The organism is uncultured Capnocytophaga sp. (assembly GCF_963525585.1).
Lineage (GTDB): Bacteria > Bacteroidota > Bacteroidia > Flavobacteriales > Flavobacteriaceae > Capnocytophaga.
The window spans coordinates 52,907-73,492 of the sequence record NZ_CAURLX010000007.1 but is presented as its reverse complement, the minus strand read 5'-3'; the positions used below and the strand labels follow the sequence as shown (position 1 = coordinate 73,492).

Here is a 20,586-nt window from a genome sequence, read left to right as displayed (position 1 = left end):
AATACACCCCTACGACTATTCCTAAGTTGGATATTCGTATGCTCTCCAATAATGCATCTTTCAAGTATCCGTCTCTGCCTAAATCGGTTAAGAATATTGATATAGATGTCAAGATAGGCAATGATACCGAGAAACTGGAAGACACTTATGTGAATATCAATCGCTTTGCTTTCACGATAGACCAAGATGCTTTCTCGGTAAAAGCCCTTTTGAGGAACCTTACAGGGAATATGCTTGTGGATGCAGACCTTAAAGGAACTATCAATTTGGAGAATATCCAAAAAGCTTATCCTGTAAAAATGGATTTAGACCTTAAAGGGATTCTTAAGGCAGATATTACTACAGCTTTTGATATGGCATCAGTAGAAAAACAAGCCTACGAACGTATTCGAAATTCGGGACATGCTTCCTTAGAAAAATTTGTATATTCAGGAGTAGGATTTCTGCAACCTTTCCATATCAACAAGGCAGGACTTTCCTTTAATAATGCTAAGATAGAGCTTACTGAACTGGATGCTAAGACAGGTAAGACCGACTTTAATATCAAGGGAACCTTGGAAAACTTCTATGGCTTTACCTTGCGCAATGAAGTACTTAAAGGGAACTTCTCCTTGGCTTCCAACCATATAGATGTGGGTGATTTTATGCAAACCGATGCACCAGCGGAAACCCCTAAGCAAGAGGAAGAAAAACCCGCTGAGACTAAGCCTGCCACTACAAACACCTCTACCGCAGGAGCTTCTATCAAAATTCCTGCTTTCTTAGATTGTACTTTGGATGCTAAGGCTAAGAGTGTTCTTTATGATAAACTCAATCTTACCAATGTCTCAGGTAAGCTTATTATCAAGGATGAAAAAGTAAGCCTACAGAACTTGCAGACCAATATTTTTGGAGGAAAAACAGCCGTTACAGGAAGTGTATCCACCAAGGGAGATACCTCCACTTTTGCTGTAGATTTGGATATGACCAAGCTCAATGTTACGGAGTCTTTCTCTCAGATAGAGATGCTTAAGAAAATCATGCCTATCGCTAAAGTAGTAGAGGGATTCTTTAGCTCTAAGATCAATGTAACAGGAAAGCTCACTCCTGAAATGACTCCTGATATTAATTCACTCTCAGGAAGCCTCTCTGCATCATTATTGGATAGCCATGTGAAAGAAACTTCTCCTTTAGTTTCTGCTTTGGATTCTCAATTCAATCAGTTGAATCTTTCCAAGCTTAACCTAAAGGATATCAAGGCTAATGTAACTTTTGAAAAGGGTCGTGTAGTGGTGAAACCTTTTGCTATCAAGTGGAATGGTAGTACTATTAATGTAGCAGGTACCCACGGTTTTGACCAAACAATGGACTACAAACTCACCTTCAATGTACCTGCAAAGATGCTTGGACAGGAGGCTTCTGCTCTACTTGCCAAACTGACAGTAACTGAACAACAAAAGTTAGGAGATATTCCTGTAAATGTGAATATGGGTGGTAACTTCACTAAGCCACAGGTTTCTACCGATATGAAGCAGGTGGTAAATAACCTAGCCCTACAGGTAGCTAAAGCACAAGCCAACCAACTTACAGACAAAGTAATGGATAAAGTAACCAATGAGGTAACTAATAAAATTACCGAAAAAATAGGAGGGGAGGCGATGAACAAAGCTACCGATGCTTTGGGTAAGCTTATGGGAGGAAAGACCTCTACTAACCCAGCAGATTCTACAAAAACCCAACAACAAACACCTAAAGATCAAGCTAAAAAAGCTGTGAATGGACTTTTAGATGGACTTTTTAAGAAAAAGGATAACAATCAAGAGCAGAAATAAATATAAAAAATAATTTGTACTTGAGGAAAAGACGTGTGATTCGATAAAACACACGTCTTTTTCCTTAAAAAATATGATTCTTTTTCTTTTACTCTATTTTACGTCTAATAATTCTTCCAAAATATATTTATAATTAAAAAATATGAGAATTTACTTTATATTTGTGTTTATTATTCTATATTCATCTATTATGGCTCAAGGAGTTTTTGAAGGAGAGTTTTATAATCCAACAAAAAACTTAGGGATAGGCATAATAAAGGTAAATACAGAAGAAATAAATTATTATAAAGATATAAATAATAAAAAGAAATTTTCCGAAAGTATCTATACACCTAAGGAAGTGATTCCTATATTTTTTAAGCCTGATTATGGTATATTTCTTCTTATTTGTTTAGAGGAACAGCAATTATATTATAAGGTTTTGTCAGCTAATAATGAGGTGTTTTATGTTGATAAATCCTCAGTAATCTTTCTTTCTTGGGAAAAATTTTTAAAAGGAACAACAGGAATCTCAAATTTAGATTGGAATACTAATCCTTTACATAGAAAGCCAACAGAAACATCTGTAAATAGTAGAATAAGAGATAAAGAAGCTATATTTGAGGTAAAAGAAGTAAAAAAAGATTGGATACAGATAAAAAATGAAGAGAATCCAGCAGAAAAGGGTTGGATAAAATGGAGAAAAGAAGATAAATTATTGATAGAATTATATTTGTTAATGTAATTATAAGATGAAAGATACAGCAAGGCATCAAGGAATGAGAAATCTTCTGGCACGGCAACTTACTGAGAGGGAACAGTATCCTATTTCGGATGAGAGGGTATTACAAGCTATAAGAACAATTCCTCGACATTTGTTTTTAGATAGTATTTTTGAAGAAAAAGCTTATCAGGATATAGCTTTTCCTATAGGTGCAGGGCAAACAATTTCACGCCCTCATACAGTGGCATTCCAGACGGAATTATTGCAAGTATCAGAAGGGCAGAAAGTCCTTGAGATAGGTACTGGAAGCGGTTACCAATCGGCGGTATTGGTAGCTCTAAGAGTAGAGCTTTATACGATAGAACGTCAGCAAGAACTTTTTAAAAAGACACAATTATTCCTTTCTAGAATTGGTTATATACCTAAAAAAATGCTCTTAGGGGATGGTTATAAAGGTTACCCAGCTCAGGCTCCTTACGATCGTATTCTAGTAACTGCAGGAGCTCCAGAGGTGCCTAAAGAGCTCTTAGCGCAACTTAAGGTAGGAGGGAGGCTTGTGATTCCTATAGGAAAAGGAGAACAAATAATGACTGTTTTTGATAGAATATCTCCTATAGAGTTCAGTAAGCAAGAGTACGGAACTTTTGGTTTTGTACCTATGCTAGAGAATGTGCAAACAAGAACTCGGTAGAGCAAATATAGGGTAATAAATCTTACAAAGATACGAATAAAAAATAGAAAATAAAAATCAAATTTTTGTAATTTTTCAAATATTTTTCATTAACTTTGTAATGTAAAAATAATCTATATAATCTTACAAAGGTATGAAACAAAGAGTTCCCGTTTCCCAAATTATGTCCAAGGACATAATAACTATTGCTCCCACTCAGACATTATATGAGGCAGAGGCATTGTTCAAAAAACACAATATTCGCCATATTCCTGTGGTAGAAGGTCATAAGCTCATAGGGGTATTAAGCCTTACAGATTTACTTCGTATTAGCTTTGCTGACCTTTCTGAAGATGAAAAGCACGTGGATAGTATTGTGTATGATATGTTCACCATCCCACAAGTAATGGCTAAGGTACCTCTATCTATTTCTCCTGATACCACTATAAAAGAAGCAGCAGAAATATTAGCAGGGCAGACATTCCACTCATTACCTGTTACTGAAAATGGAAGCCTTGTAGGGATGCTTACTACAACCGACTTGCTTAAGTATCTTTTAGAACAATACTAGTTTAGGCAAGATTAATGAAGTAGAGAAACTAAAGTTTGAATATTTTAGTTTCTCTATTTTTCTAAAGAAAAGAGTACAATTTTAGTTATTGTATTAAATAAAGTTAAAATATTTGTTTTTTTAACTCAAAAATCGTACTTTTACAGCACAAAAAGGTGAATTAACTCTTAAACTTTATATACAATGAAAAACATTCTTGTCCCCGTTGATTTTTCAGACCAATCTAACTATGCAGTAGAGGTAGCTATTGATTTGGCAAAGAAAAATAATGCCACCTTGTTATTATTACATTGTGTGGAACTTCCTGTACGTTTTGTTACCGAATCTACTTCATTATTTCCAGAAGAACTTTACTTTATGAGGAATGCTTCTCTGAATATGAAAAACTTGTCAGAGAAAGTAATTTCACAAGGAGTTTCTGTAAAAACTAAGGTAGAAACAACATCTTTGGTAAATACGATAAAGAATTTGTTAGAGGAAGAATCAGCAGATTTCATAGTAATGGGCTCTACAGGTGCAACAGGTTCTAAAGAGCTTTTTATAGGCTCTAATGCAGAGAAAATAGTCCGTACATCTCCTATTCCTGTATTAGTTATTAAGGATAAAACAGACATTTCTCAGGTGAAGAAAATCGTTTTTGCTTGTGATTTTTCTAAAAAATATGCAGAGGCTTTCCTTAAAGCTACTTCCTTTGCAAAACTTATAGATGCAAAAATAGATTTTGTGTATATTAATACACCATATCATTTCTTATCAAGTAGGGAAATTAAGATGCTTATTAATGATTTCTCAGAGGAACATTCTGAAATTCTTTCTCATAATATTCATATGTATAGTGATTTTTCTATAGAAGAAGGAATTATTCACTTTGCAGAGGACTATCAGAGTGATCTTATTTGTATGTTCCCTATGAAGCAGAGTACTTTAATGCATATATTCAATGGAAGTATCAGCGAAGATATTGTAAATCACTCAGAAAAACCCGTATTGACTATCAAATTATAATATTTTAACAAATTAATAATAGAGCTATTCTCCTTAAAAAGGATGGCTCTATTGGCTTTTTTTATTTTTGATGAGAAAAATTATTACTTTTATAGCTTTTCTGCTTAATAGCATTGTTTTTTATGCACAAGAATATCCTTTGGAGAGGAAGGATTCTCTTGAAGATACTTCATCAAATAAAAAAACGAATATAGATTTCTACTTTCAAGCAGAATTGCAAGCGAGCAAGCGCAAAGAACAGCCATTTCACTCTCAATTTCAAATTAATTATGCTCAGTTCAACATTCAAGGAGATTATAATAAGAATTTATCCTATCGTATTCGTTTTAAGCTAAATCGTTCATTTTCACCTACTTCATTGGATAACGCCTCTTTTGGGATGGATTTTGCCTACTTGACTTATTCTTTTGGGAATAGGAGGCAATGGGAGGCTAGGGTAGGGAAGCAATATGTAATGATAGGCTCTTATGAACTAGATATACATCCTTTGTATGAATATATTTATACTGATTATATTAACTATGTTATAAATCCCTTTACCACAGCATTTCTATTAGGATATAAAGTATCGGATACACAAAAAGTAGGTATTCAATTCTATAATACTCAAAATCAATCCTTTGGAGATTATTTGAAAAGTAATGGATTTGTATCTGGTAGTTTTGTTCCCTCTAAGCTTCCGATAGGGACTTATTTGTACTGGCAAAATTCTTTCTTTTCAGGAGCTTTTCATACGAATTATTCATATAATATTTCTCAGTTTGCAGAGGGTTATTATACACATATGATTTCATTGGGGAACCAATTACATATCGGAAATCATAAAGCTTACTTAGACCTGATGTATGCTCACCAAGGAGTGGATCACGGCTTGCTCCTTTCCAGAGATATGGGTATTTCCAGAGGTTTACCAGAAAATAATTATGTAATGGAAAAAGATATATTATATAGAGGAATTGTTTCTCGTTATGAATATCAGATTAATAAAAATTGGTCAGTTTCTGCGAAAATGGGAGTGGAACTTAGTGGAAGCCAAAAAAAGTTAAATAAACACCTACGTACAAACTATACTTATTTTCTTTCTGGGCAATATGAACCTTTTATTACTCAGGATTTCCGTTTTTATTTCGCTTATATAGGAAATACGATAGAATATAGCAAGGAATTATCTCTTCCTTATAAGCAATTACATAGGGTTGTATTGGGAGCAAGTTATAATTTGCCTGTATTAAAGATTAATAAATAAATTAAAACATATAAAATGTCAAAAAAAACAATCTTTCTTATTCTTCTTACTTTTTTTGTAGTAGAATATACTGCATTAGGAAGAGAAATATTATCAGAACCCTCAAAAGATACTATTACAGAGCCTTCTTCTGCTGAGAAAACGAAGGTGGAGCTCTACTTTAGAGGAGGTTTCGTTTCGGACAAACATACAATAGAACGTAATTCATCTTCTCATTTTCAGATAGATAATGCTAGGCTCAATGTTCAAGGTGACTATAATAAAGATTTATCATATCGAGTGCGTTTTCGTTTGAATCGTCCTTTTTCCCCTACATCTGAGGATAATGCTTCAGCGGCTTTGGACTATGCTTTTCTTACCTATCGTTTTGGAAAAAATAGACAATGGGAAACTACTATAGGAAAGCAACTTTCTGTGATGGGTTCTTTTGAAAAAGATATAAACCCTTTGTATGAATATATATTTACAGATTATCTCAATGGAGTGTATACAAATGTATTCCTATCAGGAGCCCAATTGGCTTATTCTTTAAGTAATACACAGAAGATAGGAGTTCAGATACATAATACTCTGAATAATTCTTTTAATACACATTTGCAAAATAATGGGTTTGTAGCACATACTTTTGCTCCATCCAAACTTCCGTTAGGAGCCTATTTTTATTGGAATGGTAGTTTCTTTGAAGGTAAGTTTAGAACAAAATATTCTTATAATATTTCTCAGTTTGCCGATAAATATTATACACATTCGGTTTCATTAGGAAATAAATATAAATCAGGAGCTCATACAGTGTATTTGGATCTCATATATTCACTTATGGGAGCCGATTTTGGATTAACTTCCTCTAGATTATTAAGCATATATGATGGTTTTTCTCAGGGAGGATATACTATGCGTAAGAATATTGTTTATAAAGGAGCTGTTTCTCGTTATGATTATCAGTTAACTGATCATTGGAGTGTAACGGCTAAGCTAGGAGTGGAGCAAACAGGAAGCCAAAATACGCTAAATGAGCATTTGCGTACTAATTATATCTATTTCTTGGCAGGGCAATATGCTCCTTTTACAACACAAGACTTACGCTTTTATCTTGCTTATGTAGGGAATAGAATAGAGTATGCGAAGGAATTACAAATGCCCTACGAACAATTGCATCGTGTAGCAGTAGGAGCTTATTACACGCTTCCTGTACTGACTGTTAAAACTCCTCGCCTGAAATAAATAATCTTTGATTTATTAAAAACCTAAGATTATTTTAGCTATCATAAAGTAAATAAGAATTCCAAGGATATCATTACTAGTGGTGATAAAAGGTCCTGTCGCAACGGCAGGATCTACACCTCTTTTGTGTAGAAATAATGGGATAAAAGTACCTATCACAGCAGCATTAATAATTACTGTAACAAGGGCAATACATACAGTTGCAGATTCCTTGTAAGAACTCCCAAATATGAAATGACTCATAATCAGTACTAAGAAAGCTAAAGCTAGTCCATTGATAAGCCCTAGAAGAAATTCTTTCATTAGTCTTCCAAATAAAGCTCCATCAATACTATTATTAGCTAAACCCTGTACAACAATAGCTGAGGACTGTACTCCTACATTTCCAGCAGTAGATTGTATTAAGGGAATAAATAGTAATAATACAGGAAAAGAGTTTAATCCTGCTTGGAATCCATTAATAATACTAGCCGCCCCTATACCTCCAACCATTCCTATCAGTAACCAAGGAAGTCGTGCCCGTGTGAGCTTCCAGATAGTATCATCAGCCTCTACATCTTGTGTAATCCCAGCAGCCATTTGGTAGTCGTGTTCAGCCTCTTCCTTGATAACATCTACAATATCATCAATAGTAATACGTCCTACAAGCCGATGCATTTTATCTACTACAGGAATAGCCTCCAGATTATATTTTTGCATTACGCGAGCAACCTCTTCAGAAGTATCATATACGAATACAAAATCGACTTTAGGAATATAAATATCCCTTATATGAGCATCTGATGAGGAAGTAAGTAAGTCTTTAAGCGATAACCGACCTTTAAGAACTTCATTATCATCTACAACATAGATAGAATGAACACGAGTAACGTGCTGGGCTTGTTCTCGTATCTTCTCCATACAGATATCCACTCCCCAATTTTCATTAACCTTAACCAGCTCTTTTGCCATAAGCCCCCCTGCTGTATCTTCTTCATAACGAAGTAAGTCAACGATATCCTGAGCGTGTTCTTTATCTTCCAGATGTGATAGAATCTGTGTTTGTCTTTCTTCTGGAAGTTCTGAAATTAAGTAAGCTGCATCGTCTGTATCAAGCTCTTGTAAGTCACGTGCAATTTCCTCATTGGAGAGATTATCCAAGATATGTTCTAGTACCTCTTCATCTACTTCAGTAAGAGTTTCAGAGGCTTTTTCTCGATTCAGAAGGCTTAATATATAGGCAGCTTCATCTAGTTCTAGTTCACTAGTAATTTCGGCTATATCTGCAAAGTGAAGTGATTCAAGGTATTCCTTAAGTTCTTGCTTTTGATCAGTGGTAATTAATTCTCTAATGTGATCAATAATATCCTCTGTGAGCTTGAATGTCTGCATTTTTATATTTTTAGGGGGCAAAGGTAAGGAAAAAATAGTATTATTAGGTGTTTTTTAGGATAAATTTGAACGCAGAGTTAAGATGGAAAAGCTAGAAATATAAAGAAATAAAAAAACTGCTCCGAAGAAGGAGCAGTTTTTGTTATATTGATATTGAAGCTACTAAGATGGTTCCATTAGCAGTGGATTCTTTTATGACTTTTCCATTTTTTAGTAACTGAACTATCAATGTAGTCTGTGTATTGGAGGTTGCTGTTACACTAATAGAAATGTGTTCTTGAGTTACTTTGAATTCTTTTGTGTAGTCATTTTTAAGAAGTGTGTTAATGTTGTCAAACAGATGTGTTGAGCCATCATAGGAAACAGCTATGCTACTTAGGGTTACATTAGGATTTTTGACAACTTTTACTGTGTAAGTACCATCATTACTTCCATTGTTACCAGAAGAACCACTATCACTTTTACTACAAGCTACAATGCTCAGAAGAGCTACAAGAAATAAAAAAAACTTTTTCATTTTCATTTAGTTTTAAAAATTTATGGCGCAAAAGTACAAATAAAAAGTAAAAATACAAAAAATAATATGGTTAATATAATTTTTTAAATTATCCATACTTTTCATTTAACAAATTAAAAATCCTTACGATAATGGTAGTTTCACAAAAATATTTTATTTTTGCACTTTTAAAATGAAATACTATGTTAGCTAGGTTAGATATTGTAAAACAACGATTTGATGAGGTTTCTGATCTTATTATTCAGCCTAATATTATTGCAGATCAAAAGCGTTATGTACAGCTTACCAAGGAGTACAAAGAGCTAAAACAACTGATGGATAAGCGAGAAGAATATCTTATTGTAACAGGGAATATAACTGAAGCAGAAGAAATTATCAAAGATGGAAGCGATCCAGAGATGGTGGAAATGGCAAAGCTTCAGCTTGAAGAGGCTAAGGAAAAACTTCCCCAATTAGAAGAAGAAGTGAAATACTTATTGATTCCTAAAGACCCTGAAGATAGCAAGAATGCTGTGATGGAAATTCGCGCAGGAACAGGAGGAGATGAGGCTTCTATCTTTGCTGGAGATCTTTATCGTATGTATAATAAATATTGTCAGGATAAGGGTTGGAGTGTTTCAGTAGTGGATATGAATGAGGGTACTTCGGGTGGTTTTAAGGAAATCATTCTTGAAATTAATGGAGAAGATGTATATGGAACACTCAAGTTTGAAGCTGGAGTACATCGGGTTCAACGTGTTCCCCAAACAGAAACGCAAGGGCGCGTACATACATCTGCAGCTACAGTGATGGTACTTCCTGAAGCAGAGGAATTTGATGTAGAGCTAAATATGGAAGATGTTAAAATTATTAGAACTACATCTACAGGACCAGGCGGGCAATCTGTAAATACTACTTATTCAGCGATTCAACTTCAGCATATTCCAACAGGGATAGAAGTACGTTGTCAAGATGAAAAATCACAGCACAAAAATCTTGATAAAGCTCTTAAAGTATTAAGGTCTCGCCTTTATGAAATGGAACTGGCTAAAAAAATGGAAGCAGACTCAGCTAGACGAAAAAGTATGGTTTCCAGCGGGGATAGAAGTGCCAAAATACGAACTTATAATTATCCACAAGGGCGTGTTACAGACCATAGAATAGGACTTACTCTCTATGATTTAGGAAATATTATTAATGGTGATATCCAACGACTTATTGATGAACTTCAATTGGCTGAAAATACTGAAAAACTCAAAGAAGGCGATATTTTCTAAAAACTTATGTATTTAATATTTGATACTGAAACTACAGGGCTTCCTCGTGATTATAATGCTCCTATCAGTGATAGTGAGAATTGGCCTCGTGCAGTACAGATTGCTTGGCAATTACACGATGCTACAGGAAAGCTCCTAGAGCATAAGGATTTTCTTATCCATCCTGATGGTTATACAATTCCTTATGATGCCGAACGTATACACGGTATATCTACAGAATTGGCTACTCAAGAGGGGGGACCTATAGCACAAGTATTTAATGAATTTGAACAAGCTCTTAGCAAAACCAAATATGTAGTAGGGCAGAATATAGGTTTTGATATTCACATTATGGGAGCTGAGTACTATCGATATGGTGTAGATACTCAGTTACAAGAATTACCCATACTGGATACTTGTACAGAAATTACAGCAGAACTCTGTAAAATCCCAGGTGGGAGAGGAGGGAAGTTCAAGTTACCAACTCTCACTGAACTTCATAAATTCTTATTTGGAGTTCCTTTTGATGAAGCTCATAATGCGACTGCCGATGTAGAGGCTACAGCTCGTTGTTTTTTTGAACTTCTTCGTAGAGGAGAGGGGTTCTCTTCAACACAAGTTTCTCCAGAAAGTATTCAATTGGTGCAGGAAAAAAATCCTACTCCAATTAAGCTCTGGGGCTTACATCATATTAATCTTAAAAAAGCTTCCGAACAGTTAAAAACAAAGGAGGATACAGGACTGTCTCAGGTACAAATACAAGAAAATTTATCTCTCTTACAGGAAGCACCTTTTGTGCATTTGCATAATCATTCTCAATATTCTGTATTACAATCCACAGCTTCTATAGCTGATTTGGTCAAAGCTGCAGCCAATGGGAATATGCCTGCAGTGGCTCTTACCGATCACGGAAATATGATGGGAGCCTTTCATTTTATTCAAGAAATATCAAAATATAATAAAAAGCTAAAAGCTAAAAATGCAGAAGCTCAGGAGAAAGGAGAACCTCTTTCTCAAATGATAAGACCTATTATAGGCTGTGAATTTTATATCTGTGAAAATCACTTAGATAAAAAAAGAAAAGATAATGGTTATCAGATAGTATTTTTAGCTAAAAATAAAGCAGGATATCAGAATCTTATCAAGATGGCTTCTATTGCTTATACGAAGGGCTATTATTATGTGCCTCGTATTGATAAAAAAATTGTAGAACAATATAAGGAACATCTTATTGTTCTTTCAGGAAACCTCCATGGAGAAATTCCTTCTAAAATTCTAAATCAAGGAAATAGGCATGCAGAAGAGGCTCTTCTGTGGTGGAAAAACCTTTTCCAAGATGATTTTTATATAGAACTCAATCGGCATAATCAAGAGAATGAAGATCGAGCAAATAAGGAGCTTATCAACCTTGCTAAAAAGCATAATATTAAGCTAGTAGCAACAAATAATACCTATTATATCAGTCCTCAGGATGCCAATGCACACGACATTCTTCTGTGTGTAAAGGAAGGAGAAAAGCAATCCACACCTAAAGGATTCGAGAGAGGACAACGCTATGGGCTACCTAATGAAGAGTATTATTTTAAATCTGCAGAGCAGATGAAAGAACTCTTCAAGGATATTCCTCAGGCAATACTTTCTATTAAGGAAATTATTGACAAAATAGAGCCTTATGATTTGGCTCGTGATATCCTGCTTCCTAAGTTTGATATTCCTAAGGAGTTCCAAGTAGAAGATGATCCTACCGGAAAAAAAGGAGAAAATAAGTATTTAAGACATCTCACTTATGTAGGAGCAGAAAAAAGATATAACGAAATTACTGATGAAATACGTGAACGTATTGATTTTGAACTTTCCATTATAGAAAAAACAGGTTACCCAGGATACTTTCTTATTGTAGAGGATTTTATTACAGCAGCCCGAAATATGGACGTTTCAGTAGGTCCTGGACGTGGCTCTGCTGCAGGATCAGCAGTGGCATATTGCTTGGGAATTACCAATATTGATCCAATTAAGTATGATCTCCTTTTTGAGCGTTTCCTCAATCCAGATCGTGTAAGTATGCCCGATATTGATATTGATTTTGAGGATGATGGACGTGGAAAGGTGCTGGATTATGTCATTGAGAAATATGGAGCCAATCAAGTAGCTCAGATTATTACTTATGGAACGATGGCTGCCAAATCATCAGTACGGGATACTGCTAGGGTTCTGGAACTCCCATTGAATGAAGCTAATCAAATAACCAAACTTATTCCTAATCTCTCATTAAAGAAAATATTTTCTCTTACAGATGAACAGCTAAAAGAAAAAGTAGGAAGTGATTTACCCAATGTATATCAGCTGAAAAAAATGGCAGAAGGAGCAGACCTCTCTGCTAAAATTATTCAACAAGCACGTATTTTGGAAGGTTCTGTGAGAAATACGGGAGTTCATGCCTGTGGAGTTATTATTACACCCGATGACATTACTAATTTTGTTCCTGTAGCATTAGCAAAGGATTCTGAACTTTTCATTACTCAATTCGATAACTCTGTAGTGGAAAGTGCAGGTTTGCTCAAGATGGACTTCTTAGGGCTCAAAACACTTACTATCCTTAAGGATGCTGTTGCTCTAATCCAAAAAAGATATGGTTTAGAAATAGATATCGAGCAAATTCCCTTGGATGATACCCCTACCTACGAACTCTTCCAACGAGGTGAAACCATAGGTATTTTTCAGTATGAATCCCCTGGTATGCAAAAACATATGCGAGAACTCAAGCCTACTGTTTTCGGGGATCTTATCGCTATGAATGCACTCTATCGTCCAGGTCCGATGGACTATATACCTAGTTTTATTCATCGAAAACACGGAATAGAGCCTATCACCTATGATCTGCCAGATATGGAGGAATATCTTAAGGATACATATGGGATTACGGTCTATCAAGAGCAGGTAATGCTTCTCTCTCAGAAATTAGCCGGATTTACCAAAGGTGAAGCTGATAAGCTGAGAAAAGCAATGGGGAAAAAGCTTGCAGATGTTCTTGCCGAAATGAAGCCTAAATTTATAGAAGGCGGAGGTAAAAAAGGACATCCTGCTGATATATTAGAGAAAATTTGGAAAGATTGGGAAGCTTTTGCCAGCTATGCTTTTAACAAATCGCATTCCACTTGTTATGCATGGATAGCTTACCAAACAGCTTATCTCAAGGCTAACTATCCTGCAGAGCATATGGCAGCAGTACTCTCCAATAATATGAATGATATTAAGGCTATTAGCTTCTATCTTTCGGAATGTCATCGAATGGGAATCAAGGTACTTAGCCCTGATGTGAATGAATCTGAGTATAAATTTACTGTAAATAAAGATGGGGCGATACGCTTTGGGATGGGAGCCGTTAAGGGATTAGGTAAAGCTGCTGTAGATACGATTGTAGAGACACGGAAAACAGGAGCTTATAAGTCTGTCTTTGATATGGTAAAGCGTATAGACCTCAAGTCGGCAAATAAGAAAGCTTTTGAAAGTCTGGTTTTGGCAGGAGGGTTTGATTCTTTTCCAGAAGTTCATCGGGCTCAGTTTTTCCATCAAGAACCTTCAGAGAATATGATTTTTCTAGAGAAAATTCTTCGTTATGGAGCCAAAGCTCAAGAAAGTGCAAAGTCTATACAGCTGAGTCTCTTTGGAGATAGCCCCGAAACACAGATTCCTGAACCTAAAATGCCCCGTACAGAGCCTTGGAGTCCTATGGAGGAACTCAGGCGAGAGAAAGAAGTTGTGGGTATTTATATTTCAGGTCATCCGTTAGATACATTTAAGTATCAGCTGAGTTATCTTTGTAATAAAGAAATTGTGGAATTTTCAAATGGATTAGAAGGATTGGAGAATCAGGAAGTCCGTTTTGGAGGAATGGTAGTGAAAATAGAAGAAAAAACAACGAAAACAGGTAAATCTTGGGGGATTTTTACTATAGAAGATTATAGTGGTATGGCTGAGTTTCGTATTTTTGGAGAGGAATATCTAAAATTCCGCCATTTTTTATCAGGGAATCAATTTATTTTCATCAAAGCGCATATCTCATCGGGATATGCTACTAAGGATGGTCAAAAAAGCTCTCCTAAGATGAATTTCTCATACATAGGACCTTTAGAGGATGCTTTACAAAATGATATTAGAAAGTTACAAGTAGCTATGAATATTCCTCAAGTGAATAAAGAAAATCTATTGTTTTTTAAAGAGATATTTGAAAAATATCAGGGGAATATTCCTATTGATTTTCTCATTATAGGTAAAAATCAAGAAAAGGAAATTGAGTTACCTTTGAATAATCATCATTCTAAAATTCAGGTAAGTAAGGAATTTTTTGATGCTTTGTCAAGTACCCATATTATATATAGACTTAATGATGAAACTCGTTGGCTTAATAATATAGAAGAAGAGAGAGCATCTTCAGCTATAGAAGAGATGATAGAGGACGAAATGTTTGAAAGCATAGGAATAGATGATTAATAAAATGTAAATAATTTGGAAATATACACTAATAATTTAAATAATTCATTTTTAATATCATAGATTGTAAATTGTTTTTGTAATTTTTATTTTTGTAACTTTTGAGACAACCTTATTTTGCTTTTTAATTGGTGCAAAGGGTTGTGAATTACTTTCAAAATTTGTATTTTTGTAACTTCAAACAACACCTTATCAGTATTATTCTGTAGGGGTGTTGTTCTGGGTTACTTTTAAAATATGTATTTTGCCACTTGGGATAATATTAATTAAAGTAGTGTAACGAATATGAGCAAAAGCTATTATCTCGGAAGTAACTACAAAAATACACCTTTCTTCCGTATGGTGGAGGTGATAGCTTTCTATTAGGGTATCTATGTAGAAAAATAATTGAAAAAAATTTGGTAGTTTAAAATAAAAGTTGTAGTTTTGCAGTGTCGATTCTGCGGATTCGCAATCCCTTTGGGGCAATTACTTATAAAAGTAGTTGCCCCATTGTGGTTTAATAGATACCATTCTAGAGCGCCATTTTTCTTTTAATACCCATAATTCATTAATCATTTGCTCCAATTCAAGATTTGTATTCTTAGGATTTTTCTACAAGTTGTTATTTATATGAAATTCAATAAGATATATAATTTTTTAATTAAGTGAATGACTTTTCTCTTTATGTATAAAATACACAACAGGATTTCTATTATAGAGCTTTTATAGTTTTCAAAAAATATTTGAGCATAGTCTCTTCACTATCCTTATTTTCAATAGCTTATGTAAAGTGTGGAGTCTGATAGAAACTAATTGTTAAAAAAAGATTATTCTTAGGTGCATTTGTACAGAAATATTGTACATTTGTGCCTTTATTTATTAGTAGAAAAATGCATCATTTTATTAATTATCTGTGTATCTTTTATGTTTTGATGGTATTTTTAAGTGCTTTTTTAGTAAAAAAAGCTGGTAAATATAAGATTTTTACTTATATGTACTATCTTCTTGCAATTTTTTTCTTTTTTTATTTTCTTTATTATTGGAATGAGTCATTTGCAGGTGTATGGAGTGCTCATAGGCAATATTCTTTTGGATTATTCCTATCTTGGCTTGTTTTTATGACACTTATATCTATCTTTTTTCTGGGAGAAACATTTATTAGGTTATTATTAGTTCCTTTCCGCACTAAGAAAGAGAAAAAAATTCCATCTCGGCGTAGGTTTGTGAGCCTTATAGGCTTGGGAATTGCAGCGATTCCTTTTGCTGGAATGTTATATGGAATGCTTAAGGGAAAATATGATTTTAGAGTAGTAAAGCATACACTTTATTTTGATGATCTTCCTGAGGCATTTGAGGGTTATCGCCTGATACATATTTCGGATATTCACTCAGGGAGCTTTGATAATCCTGAAAAAGTACAGTATGGGATAGATATGATAAATGCACAAAAGCCTGATATTATTTTCTTTACAGGTGATTTAGTAAATAATAAAGCAGAAGAAATGCTTCCTTGGATATCGCATTTTAAGCAACTTCAAGCTAAAGATGGTATTTATTCAGTGCTCGGGAATCACGATTATGGTGATTATGTGAAATGGAACACCCAACAAGAAAAGGAAAAAAACTTACAGGAACTCAAGAAAATACACCACGAAGTAGGGTTTCAGTTGTTAAATAATGAATCAGCATATGTGTCACGGGAGGGACAAAGAATAGCTGTTCTAGGAGTAGAGAATTGGGGTAAAGGATTTATACAAAGAGGTGATCTTAAGCAAGCTTTGGAAGGAGTACCTAAATCTGATTTTAAGATATTGCTTTCTCACGATCCTACTCATTGGCAATATCAAGTAATTGAGGATCCTACATTTATCCATTTAACTTTAAGTGGTCATACTCACGGAATGCAATTTGGAATAGAAATCCCTGGGATAATTAAGTGGAGTCCTGCAGGATGGCGTTATAAATATTGGGGAGGTATTTATCAAGAAAAAAATAGATATATTAATGTCAATCGAGGTTTTGGATACTTGGCTTTTCCAGGACGTGTAGGGATGCCTCCTGAAATTACAGTTATAGAGCTGAGAAAGAAACATAAAGAATCTCAATTAGGTAACTAATCGGATTCAATAAAAAAGTTTTTATACTTTAAAAAAAGGATTTTTATTTGAATTTTCCGGAAAAAATAAGTATCTTTGTCGTTAATAAATAAAAAAATAACAAGAAATGCAAAAGACATTTAGAAAAATTACACTTACATTATTAACAATGATGTCTGTGGTAGCTTTCGCTCAAAAACCTAAAGTACGTATTATTGCAACAGGTGGTACTATTGCAGGGGTTAGTAAGTCTGCTACTGAGACCAACTATAAAGCAGGAGAATTAGGAATATATCAGTTATTGGAAGCTGTTCCAGAGGTTAAGAATCTAGCAGATGTATCAGGAGAACAATTAGTAAAGATAGGTTCTCAGGATATGAATGATGATGTATGGCTGAAACTAGCAAAACGAATTAATGAACTACTTAATAAGGAAGGATATGATGGAGTTGTAATTACTCACGGTACAGATACGATGGAAGAAACAGCTTACTTCCTTAATCTTACAGTTCATAGCTCAAAACCAGTGGTGCTTGTTGGAGCTATGCGTCCCGCTACAGGAATGAGTGCAGATGGTCCTTTGAACTTATACAATGCAGTAGCTGTAGCTGCTGATAAAGAAGCCACAGGAAAGGGTGTTTTAGTGTGTATGAATGATATTGTCCTTGATGCTAAGGATGTTATAAAAACAAATACTACTTCTGTAGATACTTTTAAAGGAGCTGTTTATGGACCTTTGGCTTATATTCATAATGGTAAGGTTTTCTTCTCTCGTACTCCTACCAACAAACACACAACACAATCCGTTTTCAACGTGGATAACCTTAAGTCTTTACCCAAAGTAGGAATAGTTTATAGCTATTCCAATGTATCAGAACTTCCAATGAAAGCTTTTATTGATGCAAAATTTGATGGTATTGTACATGCAGGGGTAGGAAATGGTAATTTTTATCATACAATATTTGACCTAGCCGTGAAAGCACAGCAAAAAGGAATCCAGATAGTTCGTTCTTCACGTGTTCCTACAGGAGCTACTACTCTTGATGCCGAAGTAGATGATGCTAAATATCAATTTGTAGCTTCTCAGGCACTCAATCCTCAAAAAGCACGAGTGTTACTTATGTTATCACTTACAAAAACAAAAGATTGGAAGCAAATACAGCAATTTTTTAACGAATATTAATTGCAGATGCCAATAATGACTAATAATTATTATTGGTATTTATTATTTTATAAAAAATCAGAAAGATGAAAAAGATATTTACATCAGCAATATTTCTATTCTCTATAGGAGCTTTCGCTCAAGAGGATTTACAAGGGCAAATTGACCAATTAAAAGCAGAATTGCAACAAATAAAGAATACCCAAGTTACTGAAAATATACAAAAAGAGGAGCCCTTACAAAAGTTTAATGTATTCTTTAACTTCCAATCTAGCTTTGATGGAATTAATATGCAAAAATATACTTCAATAGGTTCCAACACCAACAAAGTAGAATTCCGTGCGCGTCAGTTGCGTTTGTAAATAAAAGGAAATCTCACAGAACGTATTTTCTATCGCTTTCGACATAGATTGAACAGACCTACTTCTGCAGCAGGATTGGATAATCTAGCCAGAGCTACCGATATGCTTTATGCTCGTTTCCACCTGAATGATAAGTTTTCCGTCACAGCAGGGAAAATGTGTCAGGCTTGGGGAGGATTTGAATTTGATATTAACCCTATGAATATCTATGAATATTCAGATTTTATAGATAATATGGATAATTTTATGCTTGGAGGAATGCTTACTTATCATCCTAATGAAAATCACGAGTTTAATATCCAAATAACAGATGTTCGTAATAATACCTTCCAAGAGCTCTATGGAGATAATACTCTTGGAATTAAGGAGAGCAAAAGTCCTTTGGCATATATATTCAATTGGAATGGTAGCTTTTTTGATAATGTATTACAAACACGTTGGGCTTGGGGAATGCAACAAGAAGCAGAGAACAAACTCAATACAATGCTAACCTTGGGGACTCGCCTGAATTTGCCTAAGTTTCAAGCTTTTTTTGATTATATGAGAGCAGATGAAAGCCTTGACAGATTGCGATATGCTTCTGTATATACCTTGGGAACTACACCTAAATACTTGGAAGATACCTCCTATAATACATTTGTTCTTAAAGGAGAATATCAGCCAGCAGAGCAAATAAATCTATTTGTACAAGGGATGTATGAGACTGCCAATGCAAAAGAGACTAAGCTCCCTACAGCAACTTATGATAATGAGAGAAAATCCTTTGGTTATTATGCTGGAGTGGAGTATTTACCTTTTAAAGACCAAGATTTACGTTTTTTCTTGGCTTATATAGGAAGAAAATATGATTATAAATATAATATTGATAGCAATATCACTGTTACCAATAGAATTAGTATAGGAATGATGTATCGTATTAAGGCATTTTAATGTTATAAAATAAATATAGTAATGAGAAAAATATATAATAATCTACTATTTAGAGTGTTCTGTGGTGTTCTGATAGGAATTTTGCTTGGGAAAATAGCTCCAGAGTGGTTCTATAGAATACTTCTTACATTCAGGAATCTATTTGGGAGTTTTCTTAATTTTTCTATTCCACTTATTATAATGGGGCTTGTAATGCCTTCAATAAGTGATCTAGGGAAAAGTGCAGGGAAACTATTACTTATTACTATAGGAATAGCTTATTCTTTTACTCTTTTTTCAGGATTTTCTACTTACTTCACAGCGGAATCTATTTTTCCTTATCTACTTAAGGGACAGCATATTAGTGAAATTGGGGAAAGAGTTCCTCTAGCTCCTTATTTTTCTATAGAATTGCCTCCTATATTGGGAGTGATGAGTGCTCTGATACTTTCATTTATATTAGGAATAGGTCTTTCTTTAAGAGAAAAATCAATACTATCAGAGATGATAAAAGAGTTTGGAGATATCATTAATTGGCTTATCAGTAGGGCTATTATTCCCATATTACCTTATTATATTATGGCTTTTTTTGCTGAGATTACCTTTGATGGAAAAGTAGTTTCAATAATAACTGTATTCTTCAAGCTTATAGGGGTACTCTTTATAATGCATTTCGTTCTTCTGATAGTACAGTTCTTAATTGCGGGAGGTATAGCGCGCCGGAATCCTTTTAAAGCCTTATGGAGGATGCTTCCAGCTTATGCCACAGCACTAGGAACTCAGTCGTCAGCAGCAACTATTCCTATAACAATGAGGCAAGTGGTAAAAATGGGTGTTTCAGAACGAATAGCTGGTTTTGTAGTTCCTCTTTGTGCTACGATACATCTTTCAGGAAGCACTATGAAAATTACAGCTTGTGCAATGGCTTTGATGCTTATAGAAGGAATGCCTTTTGATATAGAACTATTTGCAGGTTTTATTATGATGTTAGGAGTTATTATGATTGCAGCTCCAGGAGTACCAGGAGGAGCCATAATGGCATCATTGGGGCTTCTTAATTCTATGTTAGGTTTCTCTGAAGCGCAACAAACATTGATGATAGCACTTTATGTAGCTATGGATAGTTTTGGGACAGCTTGTAATGTAACAGGAGATGGAGCAGTAACTCTTATTGTAGATAAGATAGAAAAGTCTTAAAAAAATAATTGTAATAAAGAAGGCTACTTGAAAGAGT

Annotated in this window: 14 protein-coding genes and 1 pseudogene; 13 read left to right on the top strand and 2 right to left on the bottom strand. The window is 34.5% G+C overall.

Annotation, left to right across the window (positions count from 1 at the left end; genetic code table 11):
• The 7 genes from RYK20_RS03220 to RYK20_RS03190 all read left to right on the top strand — a co-directional run.
• The coding region (locus tag RYK20_RS03220; protein WP_314894401.1) for an AsmA-like C-terminal region-containing protein at window positions 1-1,811 on the top strand (1,811 nt) is incomplete at its 5' end.
• Between the two features lie 190 nt (window positions 1,812-2,001).
• Complete coding sequence (locus RYK20_RS03215; protein ID WP_314894400.1) at window positions 2,002-2,535, top strand: hypothetical protein; 534 nt, start codon at window positions 2,002-2,004, stop codon at window positions 2,533-2,535.
• Between the two features lie 7 nt (window positions 2,536-2,542).
• Window positions 2,543-3,205 carry a protein-L-isoaspartate(D-aspartate) O-methyltransferase gene (locus RYK20_RS03210; protein WP_314894399.1) on the top strand — a complete coding sequence of 221 codons (663 nt, stop codon included), beginning with the start codon at window positions 2,543-2,545 and terminating at the stop codon, window positions 3,203-3,205.
• Window positions 3,206-3,338: 133 nt separating this feature from the next.
• Complete coding sequence (locus RYK20_RS03205) at window positions 3,339-3,755, top strand: CBS domain-containing protein (RefSeq protein ID WP_297980363.1); 417 nt, start codon at window positions 3,339-3,341, stop codon at window positions 3,753-3,755.
• Between the two features lie 183 nt (window positions 3,756-3,938).
• Window positions 3,939-4,760 (top strand): universal stress protein, encoded by an 822-nt coding sequence (locus tag RYK20_RS03200; protein WP_297980365.1) that lies wholly within the window; start codon window positions 3,939-3,941, stop codon window positions 4,758-4,760.
• Between the two features lie 70 nt (window positions 4,761-4,830).
• A complete protein-coding gene (locus tag RYK20_RS03195) occupies window positions 4,831-6,006 on the top strand; it encodes a porin (protein ID WP_314894398.1) in 1,176 nt (391 codons plus the stop codon).
• A gap of 15 nt (window positions 6,007-6,021) precedes the next feature.
• Window positions 6,022-7,227, top strand: coding sequence for a porin (locus RYK20_RS03190; RefSeq protein ID WP_314894397.1), 1,206 nt, complete (start codon window positions 6,022-6,024; stop codon window positions 7,225-7,227).
• 15 nt (window positions 7,228-7,242) lie between these two features.
• On the opposite strand, the gene mgtE is transcribed toward RYK20_RS03190, so the two are convergent.
• A complete protein-coding gene (mgtE, locus tag RYK20_RS03185) occupies window positions 7,243-8,598 on the bottom strand; it encodes a magnesium transporter (RefSeq protein ID WP_311455904.1) in 1,356 nt (451 codons plus the stop codon).
• Between the two features lie 142 nt (window positions 8,599-8,740).
• A complete protein-coding gene (locus RYK20_RS03180) occupies window positions 8,741-9,115 on the bottom strand; it encodes a hypothetical protein (RefSeq protein WP_311455902.1) in 375 nt (124 codons plus the stop codon).
• Window positions 9,116-9,297: 182 nt separating this feature from the next.
• Here RYK20_RS03180 and prfA point away from each other — a divergent pair, with 182 nt between their 5' ends.
• The 6 genes and pseudogenes from prfA (at window position 9,298) to RYK20_RS03150 (ending at window position 20,549) form a co-directional block, all read left to right on the top strand.
• Window positions 9,298-10,371: a peptide chain release factor 1 gene (gene prfA / locus RYK20_RS03175; protein WP_311455901.1), complete on the top strand. Its 1,074-nt coding sequence runs from the start codon at window positions 9,298-9,300 to the stop codon at window positions 10,369-10,371.
• Window positions 10,372-10,377: 6 nt separating this feature from the next.
• A complete protein-coding gene (dnaE, locus tag RYK20_RS03170; protein WP_314894396.1) occupies window positions 10,378-14,841 on the top strand; it encodes a DNA polymerase III subunit alpha in 4,464 nt (1,487 codons plus the stop codon).
• An 872-nt stretch (window positions 14,842-15,713) separates the two neighbouring features.
• Window positions 15,714-16,940, top strand: coding sequence for a metallophosphoesterase (locus RYK20_RS03165; RefSeq protein WP_314894395.1), 1,227 nt, complete (start codon window positions 15,714-15,716; stop codon window positions 16,938-16,940).
• A 106-nt stretch (window positions 16,941-17,046) separates the two neighbouring features.
• A complete protein-coding gene (ansB, locus tag RYK20_RS03160) occupies window positions 17,047-18,102 on the top strand; it encodes an L-asparaginase 2 (RefSeq protein WP_314894394.1) in 1,056 nt (351 codons plus the stop codon).
• Between the two features lie 65 nt (window positions 18,103-18,167).
• Window positions 18,168-19,373, top strand: a pseudogene (locus tag RYK20_RS03155) (porin).
• 21 nt (window positions 19,374-19,394) lie between these two features.
• Window positions 19,395-20,549 (top strand): dicarboxylate/amino acid:cation symporter, encoded by a 1,155-nt coding sequence (locus RYK20_RS03150; protein WP_314894393.1) that lies wholly within the window; start codon window positions 19,395-19,397, stop codon window positions 20,547-20,549.
• The last annotated feature ends 37 nt before the right edge of the window (window positions 20,550-20,586 follow it).